Below are 17,131 nucleotides of genomic sequence, written 5' to 3' on the forward strand. Positions count from 1 at the left end.
CGGCACCAGAAGGGCGGGGTGGCGGGGGGCGTCGCCGCGCCCTTCCTGCCCGCCGCCGCGGCGACCAGCCCGCCGCTCAGTGCGGACGACATCAGTGCCTCGCCGCCGGAAACCGGAGCCGCATTGGCGGCAAAGGCCAGCGCGGTCGGGCACTCGGCGATCGGCGTCGCGGCGGGGGCGGGCGCGATGCTGCCCGGCCATTGCAGTGCCGACAGGATTGCCGGGATGCGCGCCGCGACCGCCGGACCGTCCAGCTTCGACGAACTGTAGCGGATCTTCACCAGCCACTCGCCGACCGGCAGGATGGCGAGCGCCGTGCCGCGATAGGGCGCCTTGTTCAGCGTCCATCCGGCCATCAGCCCGCTGGCGGTCGATTGGCCCGGCGGGGTGAAGGCGACGGGGACGACCGGCGCGACGTTGCCGAACATCTCGCGGCGCAGTTCGACCGAGGCGCGGGCCCGGTCGAACCATACCGGTACGCTGCCAATCAGGCTGCGATAGACATAGACGGTGATCGCGTCCGGGCCGTCCTGATACACGGCGAACACGTCGAGTTCGTTGTCGCCGAGCTGGCGGACGTCGACCCGCCGCATCCCGTCCAGTTCGGCCGGTGTGGCAATGTCGCTATGCTTGAAGCGGTAGGGCTTGCCGGGCTTCGCCGAGACGGGGCTGCCCACCACCTGCGCCGCGACCGGGGTCGCAACCATCGCCGCCGCCGCCAACGCCGCCATCCATGTCCGCATCATATGCCCCCCCCACGGGCGGACGAGATGTCCGCGTCGCTGACGAACCTTCCGCATCTTCGTTGCGGTGTCGAGACAGTGGTGCATGACGCGGGCCTCGGCGATCGCCAGGATGACGATCGGGTCTGGACAACTCCCATCGTCGCTGCCGCGCAGGGGGGAGTCCATAAGAAGATGATGACTTGAAACCTACCCGTTCGTGCTGAGTAGGGGCTGAGCTTGTCGAAAACCCGTATCGAAGCGCCTGTGGCAGTCCTTCGATACGCCCCTTCGACAAGCTCAGCGGCTACTCAGGACGAACGGCTATTCCTGAAGTCATCATGCTCTAGCGCCGGTGCCGCGATTCCTGCCTGCGCAAGGGTGCGGCAGGATCGAGGCTGATATTGCGACTTTCGCAGAGGTTTCCCGCAGGGCGGACATGAAAACGGGAGGTCCGCCCCATCGGCGAACCTCCCGTACTTTCACGACCCTGTCGAGGGGGAATCAGGCGGCAAGCGCGGCCTTCAGATCGTCGACCAGATCGGTCTTTTCCCACGGGAACAGGTCGCCTTCGGGCTTGCGGCCGAAATGGCCGTAGGCCGCGGTCGGGCGATAGATCGGCTTGTTGAGCGACAGGTGGGTGCGGATGCCGCGCGGGGTAAGGCCGCCCAGCTTCGCGATGCCGGCGATCGCGGTTTCGATCGCGTCGTCGGCGACGGTGCCGGTGCCGTGCGTGTCGACATAGAGCGACAGCGGCTTCGACACGCCGATCGCATAGGCGAGCTGGATGGTGCAGCGCTTGGCGAGGCCCGCCGCCACGATGTTCTTCGCCAGGTAGCGGGTGATGTACGCCGCCGACCGGTCGACCTTGGTCGGGTCCTTGCCGCTGAACGCGCCGCCGCCGTGCGGGGCAGCACCACCATAGGTGTCGACAATGATCTTGCGCCCGGTCAGACCCGCGTCGCCGTCCGGCCCGCCGATCTCGAAGCTGCCGGTCGGGTTGATGTGATATTCGGTCGCATCCGACAGCAGGTCGGCGGGCAGCACGTCGGCGATCACCGATTTCACATAGGCGTGCAGTTCGGCTTCCTTCGCGCCGTCGTCATAGCCCGGCGCGTGCTGGGTCGAGACGACGATCGCGGTCGCGGCGACCGGCTTGCCGTTGTCGAAGCGCAGCGTCACCTGGCTCTTGGCATCGGGTTCGAGGAACGGTGCGGTGCCGGCGTGGCGGTCAGCCGCCATCTTCGCGAGAATCTTGTGGCTGTAGTCCAGCGTCGCCGGCATCAGGTCGGGCGTTTCGTCGCAGGCGAAGCCGAACATGATGCCCTGATCGCCGGCGCCTTCGTCCTTGTTGCCCGTCGCGTCGACGCCCTGCGCGATATGCGCCGACTGCGCATGCAGGTTGTTTTCGAAGCGGAAGGTTTCCCAGTGGAAGCCCGACTGTTCGTAGCCGATCTTCTTCACGGTTTCGCGCACGGCGGCCTCGATCTCGTCCTGCGCGCCATCGGCCCACTGGCCGTTCTCGAACACGCCCTTGCAGCGGATTTCACCGGCGAGGACGACGAGCTGGGTCGTAGTCAGCGTTTCGCAGGCGATGCGCGCTTCGGGGTCCTTCGACAGGAACAGGTCGACGATCGAATCGGAAATCTGGTCGGCGACCTTGTCGGGATGGCCTTCGGATACCGATTCCGAGGTGAAGAGATAATTGGAACGCATGGACTTCCTCTGGTCTGGAGGGAAAGCGCGCGGCCGTTGCCATGCCGCATATAAAGCTTTCCTTATGTCGAAGCCCTAGCGCGCACGGCGCCGGATGGCAATCGCGAGGGCGGACAGCAAAACTATCGCCAGCAGCGCCATCCAGTTGCCGACCCGCGCGAACAGGGTGGGGGCATGGGGGGCGGGCAGCGGCACCTCGATCGCGTCGGCACGGTTCGCCGGGATGGTCGCGACCAGCGCGCCGGTGGCGTCGATCACCGCCGAGATGCCGGTCGGGGTCGCGCGCAGGACCGGGAGGCCTTCCTCGGTCGCGCGCAGCCGCGCCTGCGCCAGATGCTGTGGCGGGCCCCATGCGCCGAACCACGCGTCGTTCGACGGGTTGAACAGGATGGCGGGGCGGTGCGCGCGGTCGACGACCTGGCCCGAGAAGATGATCTCGTAACACACCTGCATCCCGACCGGGCCGAAGCCGGGCAGGGTCACGGTGGCAGGCCCCGGGCCGGGGGCGAAATCGATGTCGCCCATCACCAGCCGCGACAGGCCGAGCGGCTGGAGGATCGAGCGCATCGGCAGATATTCGCCGCCGGGCACCAGATGCGCCTTGTCATACCGGCCGACGATGCGGGTGTCGGGGGTGAGCGCGAAGACCGAATTTCCCGCGCCCTGCAACTGCCGGTCCTGCCCGAAGTTCAGCGCGGTGCCGCCGACCAGCGCGACGTCGCGCGGCCCCAGCACGCTGGCAATGCGCGCGCGCAGCAGCGAGGGCGACTGTGTGTACCAGTCGAACGGATAGCCATCTTCCAGATAGAAATTGACGGTGCCTTCGGGCCACACGACGAGGCGTGGGGCGGGGCCGGGGGCGCCGGACAGTTCGATCTGGCGGTCGAGCAGGCGTTCGTCATAGCCGGGGCTGCGGACGGCCTCTTGCGGGAAATTCGGTTGCACCACCCGGACGCGCGGGGCGGTGGCGGCGACGGTCGCGGGCGTCGGGGCGGGGTCGGGCACCAGCATCAGCAACGCGAGCGCGACGAGGACGCCGGCACGCACCTTCGCGCGGGGAAGCAGGATCGCGGCGCTCAGCAGCACGGTCAGCCCCGAGAGCGCATAGGTGCCCGTGAAGGTGGCTACGCTACGGAGCGGGGTGGGCACCCAGATCACGCCGACCGGGTTCCACGCATAGCCGGTGAAGACGACCGCGCGGAGATATTCGGTCGCGATCCATGCGGCGGCAGCAACGGCGACAAAAGCGAGGTCGGGACGCTCGCCGCGCCGGCCGAGCTTCCATGCGATGCCGCCCGCCAGCATCGGGTAGATGGCGAGGTACAGCGCCAGCCCGACCACCGCTACATAGCCGAGCGCCGGGGGCATCCGGTCCTGGAAGTCGAAGGCGTGCTGGATCCAGTTGTTGCCGACCGTGAAATGGGCGACGCCGAACAGCCACGATCGCCACAGCGCGGCCTTCAGCGTCGGCGCGCGGTGGACGACCCACAGCCACAGCGCCAGCGCGGCAAGCGTCACCGGCCACCATTCGAGCGGTGCGAAACCGAGGGCCGAGGTCAGGCCGGCGAGCAGGGCGAGGAGAGCGGGCACGCAGCCGCATATCCGCCGTGCCGGGGGAGGGTGCAAGGGGGGCGAAGCACTCCCCGGTAATCCGTCTGGTTCGAGCTTGTCGAGAACGGGGTGTTGTTGGGCGGCGCGTTCTCGACAGACGCTTCTCGACAAGCTCGAATCTGCTCGAACCGAACGGGTAGGGGGGAGGGCTCGAATCTTACGGAACTTGGGGAGGGAGGCCCGAACCCACCTTCGTTCAGTTCGAGCTTGTCGAGAACCAAGCGCCACCCGCTGCGCTTCCATCTGGCGCCGTGTCCCCTATCTCCACACCATGACCGCCTATGCCTGGCTCGCCATCGCGATCGTCGCCGAAGTGATCGCCACCTCGACGATGCGCGCGACCCAAGGGTTCACGAAACTCGTGCCCTCGATCGTGACGGTGGCGGGCTATGCGGTCGCCTTCTACTGCCTGTCGCTGGCGCTTCGGACCATGCCGACCGGTGTCGCCTATGCGATCTGGTCCGGAGTCGGGATCGTGCTGGTCGCGTCGATCGCGTGGGGGTTTCAGGGACAGCGGCTCGACCTGCCCGCGATGCTTGGCATGGCGCTGATCCTCGCCGGGGTCGTCGTGATGAACCTGTTTTCGAACAGCGTGAGCCACTAGATGGGGCGCGAAGAGGAGTTAGCATGCACCAGCCGGTCGAAGTCGACATTCCCCACAAGCTCGGTCGCGCGGGCGTGCGCCAGCGGATCGATGGCGGCATCGACAAGCTGGCGGGGATGATTCCCGGCGGCGTGATGCACGACAAGCGCTGGGACGGCGACACGCTGCACTTCACGGTCAGCGGCATGGGGCAGACGATCAAGGCGCGCTGCGAGATGCACGACGCGCATGTCCATGCGGTGCTCGACCTGCCGCCGATGCTGGCGATGTTCGCGAACAAGATCAGGGAGAAGCTGGGGCGCGACGGGCCGGCGTTGCTGAAGTAACGCCCCGGTTCAATGCAAGCGTCACCCCGGCGCAGGCCGGGGTCTTTCGCGGCTCGTGCAGCGTGCTGTTACGGGGAGACCCCGGCCTGCGCCGGGGTGACGTTCAAACGCGAGCGCGGTTGCGGATTACCGCGCGGCCAGCGGCTGGCTGACGCGCCAGATGGTGTTGCCGACATCGTCGGCGACCAGCATCGCGCCGGTGCGGTCGGCGATCACCCCGACCGGGCGGCCATAGGCCTGCTTGCCGTCGGCCGACAGGAAGCCGGCGAGCAGGTCGACCGGTTTCGCGTTGGCCGCGGGGAAGCCGCCATTGGCGGCGAAGGGGATGTAGACGACCTTGTAGCCCGACGGCGGCACGCGGTTCCACGAACCGTGCAGCCCGATCGCCGCGCCGTTGGCGAAGCGATCGCCCAGCCGCATGTCGGTGGTGAAGGCGAGGCCGAGCGGGGCGACATGGGCGCCCAGCGCATAGTCGGGACGGGCGACATACTGGCGCAGGTCGGGCCGCTGCGGCTGGACACGGTCGTCGATATAGCCGCCCCAGTAATGCCACGGCCAGCCATAGTTGCCGCCGAACTCGACCTTGGTCAGGTAATCGGGCGGCATGTCGGACCCGAGCATGTCGCGTTCGTTGACGACCGCCCACAGGTCGCGGGTGCGCGGCTCGAACGCCATGCCGTTCGCGTTGCGCAGGCCCGTGGCATAGATGCGGAAGCTCTTCCTCACCGGATCGACCTGCCAGATGGCGGCGCGGTTCTTTTCGATCTCCAGCCCGTTCTCGGCGACGTTCGATGCCGAGCCGACGCTGACATAGAGCGACTTGCCGTCGGGATCGGCCACGACGTTGCGCGCCCAATGATTGCCGCCGCCGGGCAGGGCAACGATCCTTTCGGGGGCGGCGGTGATCCGGGTCTGGCCGACGCGGAAGGGATAGCGGACCAGCGCGTCGGTGTTGGCGACGTAGAGCCAGTCGCCGACCACCGCCATGCCGAACGGCGAACTGAGCCCGGTCAGCAGCGCCGAGCGCCCCTCCGCCACGCCGTCGCCATTGGCATCGCGCAACAGGGTGATGCGGTTGGCCGAGGGCGTTCCGGCGCCGGCGCGGTCCATGAACAGCCGCATGAACCAGCCGGTGATGCCGCCGCCGTCGCGCGGCGGGCTGTTGGTTTCGGCCACCAGCACGTCGCCATTGGCTAGGCGGTAGAGCCAGCGCGGATGGTCGAGCCCCTTGGCGAACGCCTGCACCTGCAATCCTGCCGGCGCGGTCGGGGTCTGGCCGTCCTTCCAGCCGGTCGGCTCGGCGACGCGAACGGTCGGGATCGTCTGCTTGCGGACCTGCGACAGTTGCGGCGCGCGGCCGGTGACGGCGTTCTCGCCCAGCTGCGCCCGGTCGGGGCGGGTGAGATAGAAGACGATGCCGGCGACAAGGACCAGCAGGACGATTCCGAAACGGAGGGCGTGTTTGCGCATGGCGGCATGGATAGGGCGCGGCGGCGGCGGGGGGAAGGGGCCGCGTCCGATTGTCGCGCGCGCAACCCTTGCCGGACGTCACCTGTCTCCATGCCCATCGCGCCGTGCATGGTTGTCTCGCGGCGCGGGTCGAGCGGGCCTGAAGAGAACCGCCGGCGCCAAGGGAGCAGCGCCGGCGGCCCGTCGGCGGCATCGCGACGGGCGCGGCAAACGCCGCAGCCGCATCCATCGACGCCCGCCGATCCGTAAAGCGGAACGATCACCGCGTTACGCGATCGTTTCGATCGCAACCAGCCGTCGGTTGATGCCGATTCTGTACGAAAACAATACGCCCAAAGCATGACACTGCGGAAATGCAGCGTTCCGGCGGCTGTGATCGGATCGGGCGATCAGCGGGCGTGATCGGTCGGTGCCGCCCGCTCCGACGCGGTCGGGTCCGTCCCGCCTGCGGCAAAGCCCCTCCGCCACCCCTTCGCATGGAGTGGACGGATGCTGTTATTCCTCGATCGTGGCGAGTGGGGGGTGCAGGCGCAGGCGCAGGACGCGGCGGGTGTCGGCGGCGACGATCTCGATCTTCCATCCCGACGGATGGTCGAGACACGTGCCCTGCTTGGGCACTTCGCCCGCAAGGACGAAGGCGAGGCCGCCCAGCGTCTCGACATCCTCCTCGACCTCGCCCAGCCGCGGGTCGATCAGTTCGGCGGCGTCCTCCAGCTCGGCCCGTGCATCGGCTTCCCATGCGCCGCCGTCCAGCGGGACGAACAGGTCGGTCGGTGCCTCGTCATGTTCGTCCTCGATCGCGCCGACGATCTCCTCGACCAGATCCTCGATGGTGATGAGGCCGTCGGTGCCGGAATATTCGTCGAGCACGATGGCGAGATGGGTGCGGCTGGCCTGCATTTGCGCGAGCAGGTCGAGCGTGCCCATCGACTGCGGCACGTAGAGCGGCTGGCGCAGCAGGCCGATCGCGGTCTGCGGATGCTCCTCCCCCTTCGCGAGGATCGCGAACACATCCTTCACATGGACCATGCCGACAATGGTATCGAGCTTCTCGCGATAGACCGGCAGGCGGCTGTGCCCCGCCTCGGCGAACAGCTTCACCACGTCGGCGAACGGCGTATTCTCCTCCAGCGCGACGATGTCGGCGCGCGGCACGCCCATGTCGCCGGCGTCACGCTCGCCGAAATGGAGGATGTTGCGCAGCATCTTGCGCTCGATCGGCGACAGGTCGCCCGCCACCGGCGCGTCGCGTTCGTCCTCATGCGCGGCGATGACCTCCTCGATCCGTTCGCGCAGCGTCTCGCTGGCATCGGTGCCGAAGATCAGCGAGCGCAGGCCGCGCCATATGCCCCCTTCGGAGCTGCTACTGTCGCCGGGCGTGGTGCTGGTCGAAGCGTCGGCCATGATGGTCGTGTCAGTCCTCTGTAACGGGATAGGGGTCGTGCAGGCCGAGTTCGGCGAGCGTGGAACGCTCGATCGCCTCCATGGCTTCCGCCTCGGCATCATTTTGATGGTCGTGACCTAGCAAATGCAGGCAGCCATGGACAATCAGGTGCGTGGCATGATCGGCGACCGAAATACCGCGGTCGGCCGCTTCCGCCGCGCAGACGCCGTGGGCGAGGACGATGTCGCCCAGCAACACCTCGCCATCGTCGCTGTTCTGCGTGACCGTCGCCAGCAGGTCGGGCTGGATCATCGGAAAGGACAGGACGTTGGTCGGCCTGTCCTTCTGCCGGTACTGGCGGTTGAGCGTCTGCACCTCGTCATCGGACGTCAGCCGCACCGCGACCTCGATCAGCGCCGGGTCGGTCAGCCATTCGCCTTGCGGCGTGCGCGCGATCACCGCGGTCGCGGCGCGGATGGCCAGCGCCTCCCAATCGTGGTCCTGCGGCCAGTCGGCTTCTGCCTGTACGGCGATATCGATCATGCGAGGTCGGTCCTTGCGAAGTCGTCGCCCTTGTAGAGCAATGTGGCATCATAGATGCGGGTACAGGCGTAGGCGAAGCAGTCGCCCATGTTGAGTTTGGCCGGGTGCTGGCCCCTGCCGTAGCGAGCATAGGCTCCCAGGGCATACTGTCCTTCGAGATCGCCGATTGGAACGATCGCCACATCGTGCAGGGCAAGCAGGTCGTCGACATTCCTCTGAGCCGACAGCCAATCGAAATTGTGCGACCGGAACAACGCGATCACCGCTTCCCAACGCGCGATCGGCGACGTCAGAAAGCTGGTGAAATCCGTCATGCGCCACGCGAGGGTGTCCGCGTCACTTTCGCCAGCGATCATCGCTACCAACGCCGATGCGTCGAGGAACAGCTTCACTCGTCTTCCTCGCCGGACAACCAGTCGTAGAAGGCCTTGTCGGCCTTCAGCCCTACAGGCGGGGGAAGTGGGTGGTCTTTCCAGAACTTGCGAAGCCACTCTGGCGCTTCGGGGTTGCGTTCGTACCGGTTGAGGTTTTCTTCCAAATCATCGAGTGCCCGGGTCATGAGTTTATCTTCGCTGACGTGAAGGCGCGACGACAGGCGAGCGATTCGTTCGGCCAGCGTCGGATCGTTCGGGATATGAATGCCCATCGTCGTTTCCTTTCCGGTCCGATCTACGCCCCCGCGTGGTCGGCCTCAAGCATCCTTGCCTTCATAGGCCTCGACGATCCGCCCGACGATCGGGTGGCGGACGACGTCGCCGGCACCGAAGCGGGCGAAGGCGATGCCCTCGATCCCCTCCAGCCGGCGGGTGGCGTCGGCAAGGCCCGATGCCTGCACGCCGCCGGGCAGGTCGGTCTGGTTGGGATCGCCGCATACCACCATGCGGCTGTTCTGGCCGAAGCGGGTCAGGAACATCTTCATCTGCGCAGGGGTGGTATTCTGCGCCTCGTCGAGGATGACGAAGGCGTCGGCGAGCGTGCGGCCGCGCATGAACGCGATCGGGGCGATCTCGATCTCGCCCGACAGGATGCGGCGTTCGACCTGCTCGGCAGGCAGGCAGTCGTTCAGTGCGTCGTACAGCGGGCGCAGATAGGGATCGACCTTTTCCTTCATGTCGCCGGGCAGGAAGCCCAGCTTCTCGCCCGCCTCGACCGCCGGGCGCGACAGGATCAGCCGCTGGACGCTGCCGGTGATGAGCTGCGCCACCGCCTGCGCCACGGCGATATAGGTCTTGCCGGTGCCCGCCGGCCCCAGTGCGAAGATGATGTCGTTGGACAGCAGCTGGTGCATGTAGCCGGCCTGCGCGATGGTGCGCGGGACGATCGTCTTCTTGCGCGTCCGGATCATGATCGACGGCGCGCCCTCGCCATTCTCCGCGCGGAAGATGCCGTCCAGCGCGGGCTGGGTCGACATGGCGATGACCGCGTCGATCAGGCCGGGATCGACCTCCTCGCCGCGCAGGATGCGACGGTGCAGTTCGTTCAGCACCTCGCGGGCATGGGCCACGGCCTCGGCCGACCCTTCGATCCCGACGCGGTCGCCGCGTGCGGTGATATAGACGCCTAGCCGCTCCTCCAGCGCCAGCAGGTTCGCGTCGAACTCACCGAACAGGCGCAGGAGGAGTTGCGGCTTGTCGAAGCTCAGCTCGGCGCGGGCGCGCTGTCCGGCTTGGGCGGGAACGGGCTTGCGGCTCATGCGATCCTTTCGAAAAGCGGCCGGAACGCGGGATGCGTCCGGCCGGCTGAAGCATGACGAATATGGAAACGGCGCATCACGCCTGCAACGCACGAAGGCGGACGGGGGAGCCAGGGGCGGCGCGACTGCATCGGGAGCGATAGTGGCAGAGCGCGCGGCAGCGGGACAGCCCAAAAAAGCGACGGGGGACCCGACGGCCCCCCGTTGGCGTCAGTCGAGCGTCGCCATGTCGATGACGAAGCGATATTTCACGTCGCTCTTCTGCATCCGGTCGTAGCCGGTCTCGATCTCGTCCATCGCGATCGTCTCGATATCGGCGGTCAGGCCGTGCTGGTGGCAGAAATCGAGCATTTCCTGCGTCTCGGCGATGCCACCGATCAGCGAACCGGCCAGCGCGCGGCGACCGAAGACCAGCGTGCCGACCGAGGGCGAGGGATGCGGCGTTTCGGGTACGCCGACCAGCGTCATCGTGCCGTCGCGCTTGAGCAGGCCGAGAAACTGGTCGAGATTGTGGGCAGCGGCGACGGTGTTGAGGATGAAGTCGAAGCTGCCGGCATGTTCGCCCATCGCCGCTTCGTCCTTCGACACGATCAGGTCCTTCGCGCCCAGCCGCTTCGCATCGTCGCGCTTGCCCGGCGAGGTCGAGAACACATAGACCTCGGCGCCCATCGCCGCGGCGATCTTGACGCCCATATGGCCCAGGCCGCCCAGACCGACGATGCCTACCTTCTGCCCCGGACCGACGCCCCAGTGCTTGAGCGGCGAGTAGGTGGTGATCCCGGCGCACAGCAGCGGCGCGACGGCGGCGAGGTCGCCTTCGTCATGGCGGATCTTCAGCACGAAGTCCTGGTCGACGACGATATGGTCGGCATAGCCGCCGAAGGTGTGGCCGCCGAGCACGGGGTCGGGGCCGTTATAGGTGCCGACGAAGCCGGTGCCGGTGCAATATTGTTCCTCGCCCTCATGGCACGACGGACACTGGCCGCAGCTGTCGACCATGCAGCCGACGCCGACGGTATCGCCGACCTGGAACCGGCTCACGTCGCTGCCGATGGCGGTGACGGTGCCGACGATCTCGTGGCCGGGAACGCAAGGATAGAGGGTGCCGGGCCATTCGCCGCGCGCGGTGTGCAGGTCGCTGTGGCACACGCCGCAATAGCGGATGTCGATCGCGACGTCGGTGGCAAGCGGGTCGCGGCGCTCGAACGAGAAGGGCGCGAGCTTCGCTTCGGGGCTCTGGGCGGCATAGCCCTTGGCAGGGGTCGTCATATTGCGGAAGTCCATGATGGAGGGATCACGGGCGCTGCAATGCAAGGTCGCCGCTTTGGTTGCCGATACAATATATCAAGTATTTGATTTATCCGGCGACCGGTTCATCCGACACGACGTTCGCCATGTTCGAGCATCGCCGGAATCACCAGATCCTCCTCGTCCGCCAGATGCCGCAGCAACAGGCGGGTCAGCGTCGCGGCGGCGGCGGCATGGGTTTCGGCGGCGCGGGCGTCGGTCAGGCTGGCGAGCAGGCCGCGCGCGCTGCCGACGGTGGCTTCCAGCGCGTCGTGGATCGCGTGGTGATCGGCCTCCAGCAGGTCGAAGCCGCGCGCCATGCGCGGGTCCAGCGCACGGAATCTGGGGAAATAGACCCCGTCCTCGATCCGGTGATGGCCATCCAGATGACCGAGGAACTGGTTGAGCGCGGGTACGAAGCGCTGGGGAAAGCGCTGCGGGTCGAGGCGGCCTTCGCGCAAATCGGCGATGATCGCCTCCATCGCCGCCCCTTCGCTGCGCAGCGAGCGGTGGACGTGCAGCCAGAAGTCGCACAACTGCCCGAAATTGGCGTGCGCGGCCCAGTCGCCCTGGTGGTGGCGCGCGCGCAGATAGGCGATGTCGTCGGGGATGCCGTCGCGCGTGTCGAGCGCGAAGGGATCGCTCACGCCGCCGCCCGTACCCGTTCGACGCCCGACAGCGACACCGGTCCCGCGCCGGCGATCTCCACCTCGACCATGTCGCCGATCGCCGCGTCGGTGACGAAATGCACCGATTGCAGCCATGGCGACTTGCCGAGCATCTGCCCGGCATGACGCCCCTGCCGTTCGACGAGTACGTTGCAGATGCGACCGACCGCGGCGTCGTTGAACGCCTTCTGGTCGCGCAGCAACGCGGACTGGAGCCGTTGCAGCCGGTCGTCCATCACCGCCATCGGCACCTCGCCGGCCATGTCGGCGGCGGGGGTGCCGGGGCGGGGTGAGTATTTGAAGCTGTACGCCTGCGCATAGCCGACCGCGTCGACCAGCCTCAGCGTCTCCTCGAACTCCGCCTCGGTTTCGCCGGGGAAGCCGACGATGAAGTCGCCCGACAGCGCGATGTCGGGACGCACGGCGCGGACGCGGTCGAGCAGGCGCAGATAGCTGTCGGCGGTGTGGCTGCGGTTCATCGCCTTGAGCACCCGGTCGCTGCCCGCCTGTACCGGCAGGTGAAGGAACGGCATCAGCTTTTCCACATCGCCGTGCGCGTCGATCAGCCCCTGCGTCATGTCGTTGGGGTGGCTGGTGGTATAGCGGATGCGTTGCAGCGCCGGGATGCGGTCTAGCTCGCGGATCAGCGCGTCGAGCCCGCGACCGTCGGCGTCGGTCCAGGCGTTGACGTTCTGCCCCAGCAGCGTGATCTCGCGCGCGCCGCCATCGACCAGCGCCTTCGCCTCGTCGACAATGCGCGCGAAGGGGCGGCTGATTTCCGCGCCCCGCGTGTAGGGCACGACGCAATAGGTGCAGAACTTGTCGCACCCTTCCTGCACGGTCAGGAACGCCGATGGCCCGCTGCGGCGGCGGGCGGGGAGGTGGCCGAACTTGGATTCGGGCGGCATGTCGGTGTCGAGCGCGGGCTTGCCGGCGGCGGCATCGGCGACCAGCCGGGGCAGGTTGTGATATGCCTGCGGACCGACCACCACGTCGACCTTCGCGCGGCGGACGATCTCCTCCCCCTCGGCCTGCGCGACGCAGCCGGCGATCGCGATCATCGGGTCGGACCCGTGCTTGCGCAGCCGGCCGATGTCCGAATAGACCTTCTCGGTCGCCTTTTCGCGGATGTGGCAGGTGTTGAGCACGACCAGATCGGCGGCATTGGCGTCGTCGGTCGCGGTCATGCCCTGCGCCGCCATCAGTTCGGCCATGCGCTCGCCGTCATAGACGTTCATCTGGCAGCCGAACGATTTGACGTGGAAGGTTTTCGGGGTGGTCATGGCTGCGCCCTTACCGGATTTGGGCGATGGTCGGAAGGGTGGGGCGGTTCGCGTGGCAGAAGAAGATTGGTTCACGCGAAGGCGCGGAGGCGCGAAGAGAGTGGTTCGCGCGGAGACGCAGAGGGGTTGTGCTCGCCGCGATAGCGGCTCTCTATCTCCGGCGCAGCACGCGAGAGGCTTCGCCGGACGGGCTGCGACGGCCTGCTCCACACCCCCTCCGCGTCTCTGCGTCTCTGCGTTTTTGCGCGAAACCTAACTTCTTCTCTTCGTGCCTGCGCGTGAAGACGAAAATAAGCGGTGTCCCGGATCAAGTCCGGGGTGACGACAAAAGGCTACCCGCGTTCCGCCAGCACTTCGGCGATCAGGTCCTTGCGGCTCAGTTTGCCGATCATCGTCTTGGGCAGGGTAAGGCGGACGACGACTTCATCGACGCGTTCGTGCTTGCCCAGTTGCGGGTTGAGCCAGGCCTTCAGCGCCTCGCCGGTCACATCGGCGTCCTCGGCCAGCGTCACATAGGCATGCGGGCTTTCGCCGCGATAGTCGTTGGGGAGGCCGACGACCAGCGCCTCGCGGATCGCCGGGTGATGGTACAGGACGCGTTCGATCTCGCTCGGAAAGACCTTGAACCCGCCGACCGCGATCATGTCCTTCAGCCGGTCGACGATCCGGACGAAGCCGTCGGCGTCGATCGTGCCGACATCGCCGGTGCGCAGCCAGCGCGTGCCGTCGGCATCGATGCAGAAGGTCGTGTCCTCGGTATCGGGACGGTGCCAGTAGCCGCGCATGATCTGCGGCCCGGCGACGACGATCTCGCCCGGTTCGCCCTCGGGCGCGGGGCGGCCGGCGTCTTCCTTGTCGACCAGCCGCACGCGGGTCTGTGCGATCGGCTGGCCGATGCTGCCCGCCTGTTGCGGCCCGGCATAGGGATTGCACGACACCACGCCCGAGCTTTCCGACAGGCCATAGCCCTCGACCAGCGTCGCGCCGGTCGCCGCCTCGAAGCGTTCCTTCAGTTCCGGCGGCATCGGCGCGCCGCCCGAGATACAGAAGCGCAGCGACGAGAAATCGGTTTGCGCCAGACGCGGATGATCGAGCAGCGCGCGATACATGGTCGGCACGCCGGGAAAGGCGGTCGCCTTCGTCCGGGCGAGCGCCGCCAGCACCTGTCCGGCATCGAAGCGCGGCAGCATCACGATCTCGCCGCCGGTCACGACGGTGCGGTTGAGGACGCAGGTGTTGGCGAAGACATGGAACATCGGCAGCGCGCCGAGAATGCGTTCGCACGGGTTCACGCCATCGGGGTCGAGCCACGCGACCTGCCGGGCATTGGCCGACAGATTGGCATGGGTCAGCATCGCGCCCTTGGGACTGCCGGTGGTGCCGCCGGTGTACTGGATCAATGCCAGATCATGGTCGGGATCGATCACCGGCGTGCCGCAGCCGCCGTCGTTGGCGATCAGCGCGGAAAAGGCGGTGACGCGCGGGTCGGCGGGGCGGGGCGTCACCTCCTTCGAGCGGAACCAGCGGTAGAACAGCGACTTGGCGGGCGGCAGCGCACCGGCGACCGACCCGACGACCAGCCGTTCGAGCGAACTGGTTTCCAGCACCGTCAGCGCGGTCGGCAGCAGCGCGGAGGCCGAGAGGGTGAAGAGCAGTTTCGTCCCCGAATCCTCGACCTGCGCCGCCAGTTCCTGCGCGGTGTAGAGCGGCGAGAAATTGACCACCGTCGCGCCGAGCTTGAGGATGCCGTAATAGGCCGCGACATAATGCGGCACGTTGGGCAGGAACAGCCCGATGCGGTCGCCGGGACCATAGCCCATCGCCGCCAGCCCGCAGGCGACCCGGTCGGCGCCGTTCTTCGTCTCGGCATAGCTGTAGTGCCGACCGAGGAAGTCGATCAGCGGCGCCTCGCCCCGCCTCGCCGCCGACTCCTCGAACAGCGTCACCATCGACAGGGGCGGCAGCGGCGTCTCCCACGGCACCGGGTGGACGTAGCGGTCGAGGACGGGGGCAGTGCTGCTCATTGACAAAAGTGTAAGCAGGGGTTGCGGATCATGCAAGCAGGGTTGCGCCTAACGTACGCTGCGGCGTCAGGCGGCCATCGCGGCCGGTGGCGCCCGGCCGGCGCGGTCGCGCCCCGCGGTCTTCGCCTGGAACAGCGCCTGGTCGGCAAGGCGATAGAGCCGCTTCCAGTCGTTCTCGTCCGCCAACGGCCCGTGACAGATACCGATGCTGCTGGTGATGCGCAGGTCGAAGGGCAGGCGTTCGCCGCGGACGCTGGCCAGCATCAGTTCGGGGTCGGGCATCGCGTCCTCTTCGCCCAGCAGCGCGAATTCCTCGCCGCCCATCCGTGCGACGAGGACCCCGGTCCGCGCGTGATAGCGCAGCGTGCGGGCGAACAGGCGCAGCACCTCGTCGCCGCCGTCATGGCCGATGGTGTCGTTGACCTGCTTGAAATGGTCGATGTCGAACAGCATCAGCGTGCGCGGGCCATCGGCCGGGATCGCGCGGGCGAGGAAGGCGCGGCGGTTGAGCAGCCCGGTCAGCGGGTCGGTATCGGCCAGTTCGCGGCTGATCGCCTCCTGCCGCACCGCCTCGTCGCGTTCGCGGCTGAGCATCAGGATGCGGTGGGCGATCGCCATGCTCGCCACCAGCGTCTCGATCGCCATCGCGACCAGCGTCGAATTGTCGATCCAGAAGCTCCACGGCACCAGCCCGAGATTGAACGCCGAGCGGACGGCGAGCATGGCGATCGGCGAGATCCAGCTGATGAGGAACATCCACAGGAACCGGCTGCGCCGCTGCCATGCGCGCCACAGCACCGCCATGACGACGCCGGGCGAGACGAACATGACCAGCGAATACAGCCGGTCGAGCGGGTGCATCGCCACCGATCCGACCGCCATGAACAGCACGCCGAGCACGCCGAAGGTCCAGGTCGTGACAGTGATGAGCCGTTGCGGCCATCCTTCGAGAATGTGCGATTCGAAGAAATGCGCGCAGAAGGTCAGCGCCGCCGACATGCCCCAGCACAGCACGATATAGTTGAAGAGGATGCGGCGGTTGTTCTCGATACCCGGCAGCACCCAGGCGAGCAGGCCTGAGGAGGACAGCGCATAGAGCAGCACGCAGCCGAGCAGCCCGCAATAGGCGAGCTGGAAATCGTGGCGCAGCACGTTCCACAGCGCGAGATTGTAGATCAGCAGCCCGGAAACCAGTCCGAGAAACGCGGCGTAGAAGGCGGCGAACAGCAGGTCGGAGCGGATGCTGTCGCCGTCGCTGGCGACCCGTGCGCCGACGACGACCCCGCGCAGGTTGCTGGCGCCGTCGACGCGCCACAGCAACCGCGTGATCGGCGCATCGCCGGGCACGAAGCGGTGCTCGATCACCGCGCCCAGCCGCAGGTGGCGCGAGATGCCGATCTGGTCGTTGACGATACCGGTGATCCGGCCGTCCGCGGCGAGGGCGTAGACGGCGAGGCGGTCCTGCGACAGGCTGGCCTGGCGCACGCGGATCGGACGCGCGCCGTCGGTGCCGGGGGGCAGCGGGCCAGACAGGATCCAGTAGTCGCCGCTGCCATGGGCGGTTTGCGGGCTGGTGCAGTCGAACCGCTCGGGATGCGCGAACATCGCCTGTGGCGTATCGCCGGGAGCGACGCGGCTGGCGCAGGTCGACAGGCTCGCGCCGACGACGCCGACGACGCCGGCCTGCGCCCGTGCCGACGCGGCGCCGAGGACGCCGATCGCAAGCAACAGCGCGAACAACACCATGCGACAGGACCACATCATGCGGCCGGCTTCGCATTCCAGCCGCCAATATTCGGT

The 17,131-nt window shown here is 67.5% G+C and carries 16 protein-coding genes; 2 read left to right on the top strand and 14 right to left on the bottom strand.

The genetic code is table 11. From position 1 onward, the window contains the following. From QLH51_RS17725 to lnt, 3 genes are all read right to left on the bottom strand, one after another. Positions 1-746 (bottom strand): hypothetical protein (locus QLH51_RS17725; protein ID WP_206429123.1); only part of this gene is annotated, 746 nt, incomplete at its 3' end. A 480-nt stretch (positions 747-1,226) separates the two neighbouring features. Continuing rightward, a complete protein-coding gene (metK, locus tag QLH51_RS17730) occupies positions 1,227-2,438 on the bottom strand; it encodes a methionine adenosyltransferase (RefSeq protein ID WP_125659648.1) in 1,212 nt (403 codons plus the stop codon). A 75-nt stretch (positions 2,439-2,513) separates the two neighbouring features. Next, positions 2,514-4,028, bottom strand: coding sequence for an apolipoprotein N-acyltransferase (lnt, locus tag QLH51_RS17735; RefSeq protein ID WP_206429122.1), 1,515 nt, complete (start codon positions 4,026-4,028; stop codon positions 2,514-2,516). Positions 4,029-4,320: 292 nt separating this feature from the next. Here lnt and QLH51_RS17740 point away from each other — a divergent pair, with 292 nt between their 5' ends. Together QLH51_RS17740 and QLH51_RS17745 are read left to right on the top strand one after the other, a co-directional pair. Then, the gene (locus QLH51_RS17740) at positions 4,321-4,653 is read left to right on the top strand and encodes an SMR family transporter (protein ID WP_125659642.1); all 333 of its coding nucleotides are present in this window, start codon (positions 4,321-4,323) and stop codon (positions 4,651-4,653) included. A 23-nt stretch (positions 4,654-4,676) separates the two neighbouring features. Further along, positions 4,677-4,979: a polyhydroxyalkanoic acid system family protein gene (locus QLH51_RS17745; RefSeq protein ID WP_125659638.1), complete on the top strand. Its 303-nt coding sequence runs from the start codon at positions 4,677-4,679 to the stop codon at positions 4,977-4,979. A gap of 126 nt (positions 4,980-5,105) precedes the next feature. Here the strand turns inward: QLH51_RS17745 and QLH51_RS17750 are convergent, their stop codons facing one another. The 11 genes from QLH51_RS17750 to QLH51_RS17800 all read right to left on the bottom strand — a co-directional run bounded on the left by QLH51_RS17750 (position 5,106) and on the right by QLH51_RS17800 (position 17,095). Next, complete coding sequence (locus tag QLH51_RS17750; RefSeq protein ID WP_125659635.1) at positions 5,106-6,449, bottom strand: PQQ-dependent sugar dehydrogenase; 1,344 nt, start codon at positions 6,447-6,449, stop codon at positions 5,106-5,108. Positions 6,450-6,944: 495 nt separating this feature from the next. After that, positions 6,945-7,853: a hemolysin family protein gene (locus tag QLH51_RS17755; RefSeq protein ID WP_125659632.1), complete on the bottom strand. Its 909-nt coding sequence runs from the start codon at positions 7,851-7,853 to the stop codon at positions 6,945-6,947. A gap of 10 nt (positions 7,854-7,863) precedes the next feature. Further along, positions 7,864-8,376 carry an rRNA maturation RNase YbeY gene (gene ybeY, locus QLH51_RS17760; RefSeq protein ID WP_125659629.1) on the bottom strand — a complete coding sequence of 171 codons (513 nt, stop codon included), beginning with the start codon at positions 8,374-8,376 and terminating at the stop codon, positions 7,864-7,866. Then, positions 8,373-8,768 (bottom strand): type II toxin-antitoxin system VapC family toxin, encoded by a 396-nt coding sequence (locus QLH51_RS17765; protein WP_125659626.1) that lies wholly within the window; start codon positions 8,766-8,768, stop codon positions 8,373-8,375. The genes ybeY and QLH51_RS17765 overlap by 4 nt, the downstream gene beginning before the upstream one ends. After that, positions 8,765-9,022: a hypothetical protein gene (locus tag QLH51_RS17770; RefSeq protein ID WP_125659623.1), complete on the bottom strand. Its 258-nt coding sequence runs from the start codon at positions 9,020-9,022 to the stop codon at positions 8,765-8,767. Before QLH51_RS17770 ends, QLH51_RS17765 begins: the two co-directional genes overlap by 4 nt. Before the next feature lie 45 nt (positions 9,023-9,067). Then, positions 9,068-10,069, bottom strand: coding sequence for a PhoH family protein (locus QLH51_RS17775; protein ID WP_125659620.1), 1,002 nt, complete (start codon positions 10,067-10,069; stop codon positions 9,068-9,070). A 210-nt stretch (positions 10,070-10,279) separates the two neighbouring features. Continuing rightward, complete coding sequence (locus tag QLH51_RS17780; protein ID WP_125659617.1) at positions 10,280-11,338, bottom strand: NAD(P)-dependent alcohol dehydrogenase; 1,059 nt, start codon at positions 11,336-11,338, stop codon at positions 10,280-10,282. A gap of 104 nt (positions 11,339-11,442) precedes the next feature. After that, positions 11,443-12,003: a hemerythrin domain-containing protein gene (locus QLH51_RS17785; RefSeq protein ID WP_206429121.1), complete on the bottom strand. Its 561-nt coding sequence runs from the start codon at positions 12,001-12,003 to the stop codon at positions 11,443-11,445. Beyond that, the gene (gene miaB, locus QLH51_RS17790) at positions 12,000-13,307 is read right to left on the bottom strand and encodes a tRNA (N6-isopentenyl adenosine(37)-C2)-methylthiotransferase MiaB (RefSeq protein WP_125659612.1); all 1,308 of its coding nucleotides are present in this window, start codon (positions 13,305-13,307) and stop codon (positions 12,000-12,002) included. The genes QLH51_RS17785 and miaB overlap by 4 nt, the downstream gene beginning before the upstream one ends. A 332-nt stretch (positions 13,308-13,639) precedes the next feature. Further along, positions 13,640-15,331 carry a long-chain-fatty-acid--CoA ligase gene (locus QLH51_RS17795; protein ID WP_164516181.1) on the bottom strand — a complete coding sequence of 564 codons (1,692 nt, stop codon included), beginning with the start codon at positions 15,329-15,331 and terminating at the stop codon, positions 13,640-13,642. A gap of 66 nt (positions 15,332-15,397) precedes the next feature. Then, positions 15,398-17,095, bottom strand: a complete 1,698-nt coding sequence (locus QLH51_RS17800) for a GGDEF domain-containing protein (RefSeq protein WP_164516180.1) — start codon at positions 17,093-17,095, stop codon at positions 15,398-15,400. Positions 17,096-17,131: the final 36 nt, after the last annotated feature.

The organism is Sphingomonas sp. 2R-10 (genome assembly GCF_030062225.1).
Taxonomy (GTDB): Bacteria; Pseudomonadota; Alphaproteobacteria; order Sphingomonadales; family Sphingomonadaceae; genus Sphingomonas.